Source organism: Mycolicibacter sp. MU0083, from assembly GCF_963378075.1.
GTDB lineage: Bacteria > Actinomycetota > Actinomycetes > Mycobacteriales > Mycobacteriaceae > Mycobacterium > Mycobacterium kokjensenii.
On sequence record NZ_OY726394.1, the window covers coordinates 3,209,696 to 3,222,896 of the forward strand.

The window sequence follows — 13,201 nt, forward strand, 5'->3', positions numbered from 1 at the left end:
TGGTGGGGTTGCCGCCCTCGGTCAGCACCTCGAAGAGCGCGGCGCCGCCGTGTTGCGTCGGGGATCACATAGATTTGCTTATGTAACGCGTGACACTACTGGTGAGTAACCTATGACACAAGTAGTTTCAGAAAATATTTATTCTGTGCTTTTCCCGGGATTTCGCCAGCAGAAAGGGCTGATTTTGCCGAATTGTTGACACTGACACTCATTGTGTCCACTTTTTTCTAGAATTTTCCTGAGAGATCTGCCATCTTTCAGAACCGAGAATTCCTGGTCGCATCAACGCAAGAAGTCCTCAATCCGGAACGCGTCACGACCAACAGATCCGGGACCGGCGGCCCTATCCACCGCCTCTCATTGGTCACGAAGTTAGCTGGGAACCCGCGCTTCGTCCCGCACGGTCCTACCGGGCTGCCGCTGTACCAGAGCGGAAAAGGTGGACCGAAACGACTGCGGTCGCCGAGTCCGCCAGGACCCGGCGACCGCAGTCGCCCTCGACTACCGGCTACGCGCCGGGGTTACCGGGAGTGCCATCACTGCCAGTACTGCCATCACTGGCGTGAGTGCCGTCGGGGTCACCGGCGCCACCCGCAGTACCGGCCCCGCCGACTCCGCCGTTGCCGGCAGCACCGCCCTGTCCCGGTACGCCACCCACGCCGGGTGCGCCGCCGTCGCCACCGTTACCACCGGTGCCGCCCGCGCCGCCGGTGCCGCCAAAGCCGCCGGCGCCCTGGCTGCCGCTGTCGCTGGCGCCGCCGTTACCAGCCGCGCCGCCCGCGCCGCCGGCACCACCGTCTGCGCCGGCGCCGCCGTCGAAGCCGTTACCGGTGTCGGCGTCGGTGCCGCCGTTGCCGCCGTTGCCGCCGATTCCACCGCTACCCCCGATGCCGCCGGCGCCGCCGGCGCCGCCGGTGCCGGAGCCCGAGCTGCCGCCGTTACCGGCGTTACCGCCGGCCCCACCGGCACTGCCGGCGGTGCCGTCACCGCCGACACCATCGGTGGAGTCCGCGCCGTCGGTTCCTGCGGCACCGGCCCCACCAGCACCGCCGTTCCCGCCGCGGCCGCCATCGCCGTCAAGGCCGTCGGTTCCCGCCAGTCCGTTGCCGGCTCCACCGGTGCCGGCCTGTCCGGCTTGCCCGCCGGTACCGCCGGCGCCACCGTCACCGCCGTTGCCGCCGGCCTGGCCGACGCCGTCCGCACCGGTGCCCCCTTGGCCGCCGGCCCCGCCGGCACCGCCCGTGCCGCCGGTGCCGCCGTTGCCGGCGTTGCCGCCGGTGCCGTTCTCCGAGGCGCCGCCGGTCCCGCCGGTACCTCCCGCCCCGCCGGCGGAACCGCCACCGCCGTCGCCGCCGACCGTGCCCGGGTTACCGAAGACCGGGTTGCCCTCGCCGCTGAGGCCAAAGGCGCCGCTGGCCCCGATGCCGCCGCGACCGCCGTCACCGGCGTTACCGCCGTCACCGTCGACGGCCGTGCCGCCGTCACCGCCGGTGCCGCCGTTGCCGGCCGTGAGACCGCTCCCGCCTTGTCCGCCGTTACCACCCGTTCCGCCGTCGACACTGCCCAGCGCGTTGCCGCCCACCCCGCCGGTGCCACCGTTGCCGGCCACACCGCTGCCGGCGGTGCCACCGATACCGCCGGCCCCGCCGTTACCGGCATGACTGGGAGCGGAGAAGTCGGTCGGGGCGTCACCGGGTGTGGCAACCCCGCCGCTGTCGCCACCGGCCCCACCGGCGCCGCCGTCGCCACCGATACCGGTGCCACCACCGAGCGAGAGGTTGCCCCCGCCGCCGCCACCGCCGACACCGCCGTTGCCGCCCGAAGCGGTCCCGTCACCGCCGTCACCACCGGCGCCACCGACGCCACCGGTGAGGCCGCCGGTTGAGTTACCGCCGCTACCGCCGGCGCCACCGTTACCACCGACGCTGATCACCCCGGCGCCGGTGGCTCCATCGGCCCCTGCCCCGCCGGCGCCACCGGCGCCACCGTTATCTGCGGACCCGGAGCCGCCGCTGGAGCCGGCCCCACCGTTGCCGCCGATGCTGTAGATGTGGCCGTCACCGTCCGCCCAGCCGGTCGCTACGCCGCCGTCACCGCCGGCACCGCCGACCCCACCGATGGCCCCACTGCCGCCGCGCGCACTGAATGCGTTGCCACCGCCGTTGCCGCCCCGGTAGGTACCGACGCCGCCGTCACCACCGGTGCCGCCGTTACCACCGGTTCCGCTGTCGCTGCTGCCGGCGGAACCACCGGAACCGCCATTGCCGCCCGTGGTCTGCACGGTGTCGTCGTCGGTGGCTGCGTCACCGCCGTTGCCCCCGTTGCCGCCGTTCCCGGCGTTACCGGCGTCGGCACCGCCGCCGGCGCCGCCGCCACCGCCGGTGCCGCCCTGGACCGCCCCGAATCCGCCGTCGCCGCCGTTGCCGCCGGCCACGCCGTCGTTGTCACCGGTCGAGGCACCGCTGCCGCCACCGGCACCGCCGAAGCCACCGGTGATTCCCGCACCGCCATCACCGCCGTCTTGACCGGCGCCGCCGGTTCCACCGGCACCCTCGCTGCCGCCGGTACCGCCGGCACCGGCGGCCCCGCCGCCGCCGCCGGCGCCGCCGCGGCCGCCATTGCCCAAGTAGGCACCGCTGGAGTCTTGATAGCCGTTACCGCCGGCCGCCGCCGCACCGCCGTCGCCGCCGTCACCGCCGGTCCCACCGGACCCGTAGAAGGGGGATGCGTAGTTGTAGGAGGCGCGGACACCACCGGCACCACCGACACCACCGCGTCCACCCGACGCGGCGTTACCGCCGTCGACGTGGTCGGCGGTCCCGTCGGCGCCGGCCCCCGCGGCGCCGCCGACGCCGCCCGCGCCGCCCTTGCCGCCATCACCGAACAGGTAGCCGCTGCGTCCGCCGACGCCGCCGGCGCCACCGTTGCCGCCCGAGGTGGCCGCGATGACCGATCCGTCCGCGGCCACGCTGCCGGCCACGCCATCAGCACCGGCACCACCGATACCGCCGGCACCACCGTTACCGAAGAACCACGCGGCCGAGGCGCCACCGGCACCGCCGGCACCACCGATACCACCGGCGACTGTCGCGGCTCCACCGGCACCGCCGTCGCCGCCGTGACCCATGAACCAGCCGCTGGCGCCACCGGTTCCGCCGGCCGCGCCGGCGCCACCGTCGCCGCCGTCGCCGCCGTTGCCCAGCCAGCCGAGCGCGGCACCGCCGTCTCCGCCCGCTACACCGGCCTGATCACTGTCCCAGCCCGCGCCGCCGTCGCCGAGCCACAGTCCGCCGTCTCCGCCGTCGGGCGTGTCCTCGGTGCCATCGACGCCGTTGCCGATCAGGTACATACCCGACCAGTCGTTGATCATCCCGTTGACCATCTCGCCGAAGTCACTGGTGATCCAGAGCTGGGTTACGTCGTGCAGCGGCTCATAGAACCACTGGTCCATGATGCCGGTCCACGAGAATTCATCACCGGCTCCGATCCCCGGGTCGCCGGCATCACCGCCCCATGCCCCGAACAGGTCACCGAAGTCGAGATCGGCGAAGTCGAAATCGGCATGCGCGGGGGCGACGGTCAACGGGGCCATTCCGAACGCCAGGAACGCACCCACCGCACCCGCGGCGCCCACCGCGCGCCTGCGGTACCGGGCACCGGTGTTACCACGCTGACTAGTGCTGTGACGACGACTCATTTGCGAACACCTCTCCTTGGGAAGCGGTCCTGAAATGCAGTTCCGAAAAAGTTGTCAATGGGAAAACGCCTGCGCATGCGGGTCCGCCTCAGTCGCCGAAGGCAACCAGTGCGTCCAAAAGACCCGACAGGTCCAGATCCGACAGGCCGGCGGAGTCGCCCGGGTCGGCGGCGGGGCCGCCATCGTCGAACATGCTGTCGGGCAGGGTCGGGAAGTCGACGCCGGCCAACGGCGGGGTCGCCGGCGGTACCGGCATCCCCTTGCCGTTCCACCAATTCATGCCGAGCACTTCGCCGATGGCCTGGGTCCAGCCCAGCCACGCTCCGATCGGGCCGACCGCATGGCTTGCGATCTCCAGCGGCGGGATCGGCAGCCCGAGGCCGCTGGCGTCGATGCTCATGCCCAGGCTGTTGAGGATCGAGCCGCCGGCCGCCGGCACCAACACGCTCCCGTCGCCGCCCGCGTCGTAGATCGGGGCCACGCTGCCCGCACTGAACATGCCGCCGAAGGCGATGTCGAGGTGGTTGATGACCACTTCTTCCGGCAACGGCAACAGCCCCGACTCCGCGATCACCGGAATCAAGAAGTCCAGATTGAGGGTGGCGCCGTTGAAGAAGGAGCCGTACATGTTGGCGAAGATCTCATTGAGGCCGTCGCCGTCGCTGATGCCGTTGTACAACGCCACCAACGGGCTGATGGCCGGGCCCAGCGCGCCCATCAGCATCCCGCTGAACGGGGAGGCCGCAAAGTTGATGATCGGCCCCAGCGTCTCCTGCTGCTCTTCGGACAAGAACAGCGGCAGAAGCAGCAGCAGCGCGTCATGGCCGATAGTCGGCGGCATCGCAGTCTCATTGGTCCCGCTGAGGGTGTGCCAGGTAACCGTCTGGACCGTCTCGTCGCTGGCGTTCAGCAGGGTGTAGGCGGTCATCACCGCGTCCAGGTTGTCCTGCATCTGCTGCATCACCGCCGGAATCGACGACGGGTCGTTGAGCATCTGATCCCAGAAGCCGGCCTGGTTGGCCAGGAACTGTTGGAATCCGACGAACGGGGCGAGAGCAAAGTTGTTCGTCAGCTGGGTGAGGTTCTCCGACGTCGCGTTGAACACGTCCTGCCATGGCCCGGTGAGGTCACCGAGAGCGCTGGTGAATGCCACGTCGCGGCTCACCTGGGGGCCGGGCAGCGGGGCCGCGACCGGGGGGGCGGCGATCAGGCCGGAGCCGACAATCGCGATGCCGGCGGTGACGTAGGGGCGAAGGGTTTGCTGCACAGCCATCTCCTTTTGTGAGGTGCCGCCCTCGGCCGGCGCCTCAAGAAGCCGTGGCGCCGCCGTGTTGCTCCTGGATTCACACTGATTCACTGATGTGAAATAGAACACTAACCGTGAAGTAGATAAGACTCAAGCGTCTTCGTCAATTGATTTTTCACCATTACCCAAGGTCATGGCCACCAATCGAACCATGTATCGCCAACCGGCATAAATATTCCCTGAGAGTGAACGGTTGTCCTTTTTAAGACACGTCAGGACGTCCGAAAAATCCCTGGTATGTGTGAGGGATGCGAATCGGCGTGCAACTGGGCTACTCCGGCGGGTTCAAAGAGGCCGTCGGCCACCTCGTGGAACTGGAGCGGGTCGGGATCGACGTGGTCGCGGTCGCCGAGGCGTACTCGTTCGACGCCATCAGTCAGCTGGGATATCTGGCGGCCAAGACCTCGCGGGTCGAGCTCCTGACCGGGGTGCTGCCGATCTACACCCGCACCCCCGCCCTGCTGGCGATGACCGCCGCCGGCCTGGACTACGTCTCCGACGGGCGCTTCGCGCTGGGCATCGGCACCTCCGGGCCCCAGGTGATAGAGGGCTTCCACGGGGTGCCGTTCGACGCGCCGCTCGGCCGCACCCGCGAGGTGGTGGAGATCTGCCGGTCGGTGTGGCGCCGCGAACGACTCGACTACGACGGGAAGCACTATCAACTGCCGCTGCCCGCGGATCGCGGCACCGGCTTGGGTAAGCCGCTGAAGCTGATCAACCATCCGGTGCGGACGCGGATTCCGATCTCGATCGCCGCGCTGGGTCCGAAGAACGTCGAGTTGACCGCGGAGATCGCCGACGGCTGGCAGCCGGTGTTCTTCTACCCCGAACGCGCCGCCGACGTGTGGGGAGAGGCCCTGGAAGCCGGTGCCGCCAAACGTGATCCGGCATTGGGACCGCTGGATGTCATCGTCGGGGCGTCCCTGGCCATCGGCGACGACGTCGAGGATCGCCTGCAGTGGGCGAAACCGCAGTTGGCGCTATACATCGGCGGCATGGGCGCCAAAGGCCGTAATTTCTACCACAACCTGGCCACCCGCTACGGATTCGGCGAGGTCGCCGACCGCATTCAGGAGCTGTACCTGGCCGGGCGCAAGGCCGAGGCGATCGCCGCCGTACCCGACGACCTGGTCCGGCACACCTCGCTGATCGGTCCGCGCGGGCTCATCGCCGAACGGCTGGCCGCGTATGCCGAAGCCGGCGTGACGACGTTGCTGGTCGGGCCGCTGACCGCCGACCCGGGTGAGTCGTTGCGCTACGTGGAGGAATTGCGGGCCCTGCTGCCGGGCTGACCGCCACCGGCGCGGTTCTCTGCCCCGAGATGACGACGGTCGCCGGGCCCTGACGGACCCGGCGACCGCGACCTCGCACCCGGTTACGAGCCGGGGTTACCGGCGGTGCCGTCGGCACCCGCGTCACCGGCATCACCGTCCGATCCCGGGCTGCCGCTGCCCTGGCCCGGATTCCCCTGTCCGGCAGCGCCGCCGGCGCCGCCGCTCCCGAGTGCCCCACCGCCGCCGCCGGAACCGGCGGTGCCATCGGTGCTGCCGCCCCCGGCCCCACCGCTGCCGCCGTTCCCGCCGGCACCGCCATCGGCACCGTTACCGCCGTCGAACCCGTCACCGGTCGAGTTGACGCCGCCGTCACCGCCGGCGCCGCCCGCACCACCGGTGCCGCCCGCGCCGCCGGCGCCACCCACACCGCCGGTGCCGCCGTCGGAGGTGCCGCCGACACCGCCCTTGCCACCGTTACCGCCGGCACCACCGGCCTGGCCGTCGCCACCGTCGGCATTGGCCGGGCTGGTACCGCCGACGCCGTCGCCGCCCGTACCACCGGCACCACCGACGCCGCCCGCACCACCGGTCCCGTCGGAGCCGGCCGCACCGTCCGCACCACCACCGGTGCTCGATCCACCGGCGCCTCCGGTGCCGGCCGCGCCACCGGTACCACCGGCACCACCGTCACCGGCGGCCTGGCCGACGCCGCCGGCGCTGGTGCCGCCGTCACCGCCCGCACCGCCGGCGCCGCCAGTGCCGCCGGAGCCGCCGGTGCCACCGACACCGCCGACGTAGCCCGATCCGCCGCTGCCGGCGTTGCCGCCGACACCGCCGTTGCCGCCGCCGGTGCCGTCCCCGCCGGTCCCGGTCGCCGAGTTCGCGCCGTCGGTGCCAGCCGCCCCGGCACCGCCGGCGCCACCGTTACCGCCCTTGCCGCCGTTGCCCTCCTGGCCGTCGGTGCCGGACGCACCGTCGTTGCCGGTTCCGCTGGCCTGCCCGGCCTGTCCGGCGGTGCCGCCGGCCCCGCCGTCACCGCCGTCACCGCCGTTGCCGCCGGCCAGGCCGTTGCCGGTGGCGGCGTCGGTGCCGCCGGTCCCACCGGTTCCGCCGATCCCGCCGTTGCCGCCCTTGCCGCCGTTGCCGGCGTTCCCGGCGTTCCCGTTCTCCGCGGCCCCGCCGTTTCCGCCGTTGCCGCCGATGCCGCCGGTCGAGCCGTCTTGGCCGTCGCCGCCGGCGTTGCCCCGGGCGACGCCGGAGAGCCCCGGGTTACCGAAGCTCTGGTCGCCGCTGCCGCCGTTGCCACCGTTGCCACCGTTGCCACCGGCGGCGATGCCGTGTCCGGCGCCGCCGTTGCCGCCGTTGCCCGCGTCGCCCGGCGCGGCGTTGCCTGTGCCGTTGCCGCCGTTGCCGCCGTTTCCGCCGTTTCCGGCGTGGGCGTCGGTGAGGCTGCCACTGGTGGCCCCGGCACTGTCGCCGCCGTTGCCGCCGTTGCCGCCGTCACCGCCGGGAGTACTGCCGCCATTGTTGGCATTGCCGCCGTTGCCGCCGTTGCCGCCGACATAGGTGCCCGTTCCGCCGTTCCCGCCGTCGCCACCGCTGCCGCCCGGTGCAGCCCCGGCGCCGTGGCCGCCCTGGCCGCCCGCGCCGCCGTTGCCGCCGATGCTGATGCCCTCGTCGGCGCCGTTGCCGCCGTCACCGCCGTTACCGCCGGTCGGGACGGTGTCGGCACCCTCACCGCCGAGAGTGGCGGCCGGACCGCCACTCTGCCCGCCGGCCCCGCCGTTGCCGCCGATGCTGTACACGGTCCCGGCCGCTACGCCGCTGCTACCGGTGGCGTCGACCCAACCGGTCGCGTCACCGCCACGGCCGCCATCGCCGCCGTCACCGCCACCGAGCGGACCGGCGGAACCGATGCCGCCGACGCCACCGTTGCCGCCGCGATAGGTACCGGTCCCGCCGTCGCCGCCGGTACCGGCTTCGCCGCCGATCGCGGTGCTGGTGTTGCCCGCGCGGCCGCCGGTCCCGCCGTTACCGCCGGTGGTTGCGACGGTGGCGTCGTCGGTGGCGCCGTTGCCTCCGTGCCCGCCGGCGCCGCCGTTGCCCGCGGTGCCGGAATCGCTGGATCCGCCCTGCCCGCCGACGCCGCCGTTGCCCGCGACGCCTGCGGAGGTCGCGCTGCCGGTGGCGTCACCGCCGTTACCACCGGCACCACCGGTGCCACCGGCGAGCGCGCCGGTGCCGCCCAGGGCGCCGTTGCCGCCCGCGCCGCCGTTGATGCCGTCGCCGCCGATGCCGCCGGCACCACCGTCACCACCCTGCGGACCGGTGCCGCCGGCACCACCGGCACCACCCCGGCCGCCGTCGCCGAGGAAGTTGCCGCCGGTGTCCTGGGCGGCCGCACCACCGGCGCCACCGGTGCCGCCGGCACCGCCGTCGGCATCTTGGCCGACCGACCCCAGTGAGCCGTCGAACTTGATGCCGCCGAGGCCACCGTTACCGCCGGCACCGGCGGCACCGCCGTTGCCGCCATTGGGGTTGGTGTCGGTACCGTCCGCGCCGGCCCCGCCGTTACCGCCGGCACCTGCCTGGCCGCCCGCACCGCCGTCGCCCCAGGAGTTCCCGCTGCGGCCCCCGGTTCCACCGTTACCGCCGTGGCCACCGGCACCACCGTTGCCGGTGCCGCCGCTCGCGAAACTGCCGGCCGCCCCGTCGGCGCCGGCCGCACCGGCACCACCGGCTCCGCCGTTGCCGAAGAAGAAGGCCACCGCGTCACCGCCGTCACCACCGTTGCCACCGGCTAGGCCCGGTCCCAGTGCGTCACCGCCGGCACCGCCGGCACCGCCGTGGCCCATCCACCAGGAACCGATCCCGCCGGCACCACCGTCGGCTCCGGCACCGCCGTCACCACCGGCACCGCCGTTGCCGAAGAAGCCGAGGGCGTCACCGCCGTTGCCGCCGTCCACACCGGCCGCATCGCTGTCCCAGCCGGCGCCGCCGTCGCCGAACAGCAGTCCGCCGTCTCCGCCGTCGGGGTTGATCGCGGTGCCGTCGACGCCGTTACCGATCAGGTAGAGCCCGAACATCTCGTTGATCGAGCCGTTGACCATCTCGCCAAGGTCGCTGGTGATCCAGGCCTGGACGCCGGCGTGCAGCGGCTCGTAGAACCACTGGTCCATGATTCCGGTCCAGGAGAAGTCGTCGCCGGCGGCCAGACCGGGATCGCCCGCGTCGGTACCGGACCACCCTGCGAACAGGTCACCGAAATCGAAGTCGCCGAAGTCGATGTCGGCGTGAGCGACCGGCGGCGCGGTCAGCGGCGCCATCCCGAACGCCAGGAACGCGCCCACCGCGCTGGCGGCACCCACCACCCGCCGGCGGCGCCGGATACCGGTGTGACCAGGCTGGCTGCTGCTGTGACGACGACTCATTTGCGAACACCTCTCCTGTGAAGCGGTCCTGAAAAGCAGTTTGTGAAGGTTGTCAGTGGGATTGCGTCCAAGCCGGGGAACCGTCTCAGGCGTCGAAGCCGATCAGTCCGGCCAGGTCGGCGAAGACATCGGTGGCGTCACCCGCGCCCACCCCACCGTCATCGAGGCCGAAGATGTCGGCGGGGATCTGCGGCAACTGGAAGCCGGTCAGCGGGGCCACCGCGTCCTGTGGGTTCGCCTTGCCGCTCCAGCCGGATCCGAGCACGACGCCCAGCGCCTGCATCCAGCCTTCCCAGGCGCCGATCGGGCCGACGGCGTGCGCCGGGGTCACCGCGGGCAGCACCGCTCCCAACAGGCTGGCGTCGATGTTCAGTCCCAGGCTGTTGAAGATGGATCCGCCGGGCGCGGCGATCTCCTCCCCGGTTCCGGGCACCAGATTGGGTGCCGAGCCCACCACCCCGGGTGTCAGCAGTCCGCCGAGCGCGAGGTCGATGTGGTAGACGTTGGTGCCTTCCGGCAGCAGACCGGTCGACTCGACAAGCGGGATGAGGAAGTCCAGGTTGAGGGTGGCGCCGTTGAAGTAGGCGCCGACCATGTTGGCCATGATCTCGTTGAGGCCGTCGCCGTCTTGGATGCTGTTCAGCAGCGCGACCCCGGGACTCAGCCAGGGACCGATCGAGCCGATGAGGATGCCACTGAGCGGGGAGGACAGGAAGTTCAGGATGGGCAGGACCAGATCGCGGTCGAGGTCCGGCGGCAGAATCGACGGCAGGAACGCGAGCAGGAACTGGTGCCCGAGAACGCTGATGTTGTCCCCGCTCAGGTCGAGGTCCGCTTCGCCGCTGAGGGTGTGGGCGACGACCAGGTCGGTGAATGGGTCACCGCCGGCCAGTCCGGTGGGTCCGCCCGCGTTGATCAGGCTGTAGGCGTCCGCGGACGCCTTCATGTGCTCCTGCAGCTGCGCGACCTGTTCGGGGATGCTCGAGGGGTCGGCCAGGATCGCACTCCAGAAGTCCCCCTGATTGGCGAGGTCCTGCTGGTATCCCACGAAGGGCGCCAGTGCGAAGTTGTTGAACAGTGTCGTGGCGTTGGCGGCCGCGGTGTTGTATTGCTCGATCCAGGGTGCGAGGAAATCCTCCATCGCACCGGTCAACGCCACATCCCGGATGGTGGCGATCCCGGGCATCGGCGCCACCGCCGGGGTGACCGATATCAGGCTCGAACCCACCAGCGCGATACCCGCGGTGACGTAGGGGCGAAGGGCGTGCTGCACAGCCGTCTCCTTTGTGTCAGGGCTTCCCTCAGCAACCGTCACGAACAACCGTCACGAACCCCGTGATGTTGCTGGCATCTCACTGTTATGCAGTTGTGATATTCGACACTACCTGTGAGTAAACTTAGATTCAAGTATTTGGAAAATTTTTTCTCGAGCGTTTCCCCAGCTCGACAACCTGCAAACCCGTCAAGAACATCGTCCCGCTATCCAAAATGCCGACCTTTTCCCTTTTCGGACGCGTAAACGCAGCGGATCCCGCCAGCCGCGACCGCCAGGCCCAGCAAACATTCAACGATGGCGTGGAGCGGCCCGCACGGCCGACCCCCGTAACGCATCCGGCGGGTTGGCTGTGGCCCGGGACACCTCCCGGGCCAAGATGGGGACCATGGACTTCACGCCGACCGTGACCATCCCCACCGCCGCGACCCTCGTCGACCTACTGCAGCAGCAGGCCGCGCGGTTCGCCGACAAGGTGGCGTTCAGCTTCTCCTACAACGGCGACGACGAGGGCCGCAGCGAGTTGACGTTCCGCGAGCTGGACCGCCGCGCCCGGGCGATCGCGGCGAACCTGCAACGCTTCGACGTCACCGGCGAGCGGGTGCTGGTCCTGGTCCGGCCCGGCCTGGACTTCATCGCGGGTTTCTTCGGCTGCCTCTACGCCGGGGCGGTGGCGGTGCCGGTTCATCAGAAACTGGCGCCCCGCCTGCAGGTGGTGGTTCCCGACGCGCAAGCCCGATTCGCGTTGACCGCCGCCGAGAACCGCGACGCCACCCGGACCGCGGTCGCCGGGCTCCCCGGCGCGCCTGAGCAGTGGTTCTTCACCGACGCCGGCGCCGATCCGGACGCCTGGGTGGCCCCCGACATCACCACCGACTCCCCCGCCGCCATCCAGTACACGTCGGGCTCGACCCGCTCCCCCAAGGGAGTGCTGTTGAGCCACGGCAATATCTTGCACAACGTCGACGCCATCCGGCAGTCCTGGAACGGCGACGAGAACGCCCGGGGCGTGTTCTGGCTGCCGCCGCATCACGACCTGGGGCTGATCGGCGGCATCTTGTCGATGGTCTACATCGGGGCGAGCACGGCACTGATGTCGCCGACGGCGTTCATCAAACGCCCGATGCGCTGGCTGGAGCTGGTATCCGCGCATCGCGGCGTGATCACCGCCGCACCGAACTTCGCCTACGACCGGTGCGTGGAGACCAGCACACCCGAAGAGCGTGCCGCGCTGGATCTTTCCTGCCTGACCGTCGCGATGAACGGTGCCGAATCGGTGCGCGCCACGTCCCTGGCGGCGTTCGCCGATGCCTTCGCCCCGGCCGGCTTCCAGTTGTCGTCGTGCTACCCGGTGTACGGGCTGGCCGAGGCCACCCTGTGCGTATCGGCCGGCTGCCCCACCGGGATGCCCGGCGTGCGCTACCTGGATCGTGTCGCGCTCGAGCAGGACCGCATTGTCGATGTGCCTCCGGAGGATCCCGCCGCGGCGACGTTCGTGGGGTGCGGTCAGCTGCGCCAGGCCGACGTCGCCATCGTCGACCCGGTCACCCACCAACCCTGCGGCCCCGACGAAGTCGGCGAGATCTGGGTTGCCGGCCCCAATGTCGCGTTGGGTTATTGGAACCGGCCCGAGGAGACCGCGGCGACGTTCGGGGCGCGGCTGGCCGAGCCCGGAGACCCGACCCGCGGGCCGTTCCTACGCACCGGAGACCTTGGATTCCTTTGTGCCGGTGAAATTTTTACCACCGGACGCTACAAGGACCTGATCACCATCGACGGTCACAACTACTACCCCAACGACATCGAATTCACGGTGCAGCAATGCGATCCCGTGCTGGTGTCCGGCCGCGGGGCGGCGTTTGCGACCGACGCCACGCCCGGCGGTGTCGAACAACTGGTGGTGGTGCACGAGGTGGACGGCGCGCGCGCCGGGCAGACCGACCTGGATGCGGTCATCGAAGCGATCCGGCTGGCGGTCGCCACCCACCACGGCATCGCCGCCGACACCGTGGTGCTGGTGCAGCACGTCTCGCTGCCCACCACGTCGAGCGGCAAGATCCAGCGCGGTCAGACCAGGCAGAACTTCGTCGACGGCACGCTGGCGGTGGTGGCCCAGTGGCAGACCCCGGTACGGGAACTGTCGCTGGAGGAACTGGAATCGGCGGCCCGGATCGTCTCGACACTGCAGAACTGGGGAACCCGACCGGGCTGATGATTGCG

General features: G+C 71.0%; 6 protein-coding genes. 2 read left to right on the plus strand and 4 right to left on the minus strand.

Translation table 11 applies throughout. The features are described from left to right. Positions 1 to 508: 508 nt before the first annotated feature. Both RCP38_RS15030 and gjpA (RCP38_RS15035) read right to left on the minus strand, forming a co-directional pair. Positions 509 to 3,634 (minus strand): PGRS repeat-containing protein, encoded by a 3,126-nt coding sequence (locus RCP38_RS15030; RefSeq protein WP_308473728.1) that lies wholly within the window; start codon positions 3,632 to 3,634, stop codon positions 509 to 511. 151 nt (positions 3,635 to 3,785) lie between these two features. Then, a complete protein-coding gene (gene gjpA, locus RCP38_RS15035) occupies positions 3,786 to 4,970 on the minus strand; it encodes an outer membrane porin GjpA (protein ID WP_308473729.1) in 1,185 nt (394 codons plus the stop codon). 281 nt (positions 4,971 to 5,251) lie between these two features. On the opposite strand from gjpA (RCP38_RS15035), the gene RCP38_RS15040 reads away from it, so the two are divergent. Then, positions 5,252 to 6,295, plus strand: a complete 1,044-nt coding sequence (locus RCP38_RS15040) for an LLM class F420-dependent oxidoreductase (RefSeq protein ID WP_308473730.1) — start codon at positions 5,252 to 5,254, stop codon at positions 6,293 to 6,295. Between the two features lie 83 nt (positions 6,296 to 6,378). Here the strand turns inward: RCP38_RS15040 and RCP38_RS15045 are convergent, their stop codons facing one another. Both RCP38_RS15045 and gjpA (RCP38_RS15050) read right to left on the minus strand, forming a co-directional pair. Next, positions 6,379 to 9,708 (minus strand): PGRS repeat-containing protein, encoded by a 3,330-nt coding sequence (locus RCP38_RS15045; protein WP_308473731.1) that lies wholly within the window; start codon positions 9,706 to 9,708, stop codon positions 6,379 to 6,381. 85 nt (positions 9,709 to 9,793) lie between these two features. Next, positions 9,794 to 10,981, minus strand: coding sequence for an outer membrane porin GjpA (gene gjpA, locus RCP38_RS15050; RefSeq protein ID WP_308473732.1), 1,188 nt, complete (start codon positions 10,979 to 10,981; stop codon positions 9,794 to 9,796). A gap of 388 nt (positions 10,982 to 11,369) precedes the next feature. On the opposite strand from gjpA (RCP38_RS15050), the gene RCP38_RS15055 reads away from it, so the two are divergent. After that, positions 11,370 to 13,193 carry a fatty acyl-AMP ligase gene (locus RCP38_RS15055; RefSeq protein WP_308473733.1) on the plus strand — a complete coding sequence of 608 codons (1,824 nt, stop codon included), beginning with the start codon at positions 11,370 to 11,372 and terminating at the stop codon, positions 13,191 to 13,193. Positions 13,194 to 13,201: the final 8 nt, after the last annotated feature.

Bases quoted from the DNA above. Each gene is read 5' to 3' on its own strand.
- RCP38_RS15040 (WP_308473730.1), top strand. From the start codon at position 5,252: ATGCGAATCGGCGTGCAACTGGGCTACTCCGGCGGGTTCAAAGAGGCC.
- gjpA (WP_308473729.1), bottom strand. From the start codon at position 4,970: ATGGCTGTGCAGCAAACCCTTCGCCCCTACGTCACCGCCGGCATCGCG.
- RCP38_RS15055 (WP_308473733.1), top strand. From the start codon at position 11,370: ATGGACTTCACGCCGACCGTGACCATCCCCACCGCCGCGACCCTCGTC.
- RCP38_RS15045 (WP_308473731.1), bottom strand. From the start codon at position 9,708: ATGAGTCGTCGTCACAGCAGCAGCCAGCCTGGTCACACCGGTATCCGG.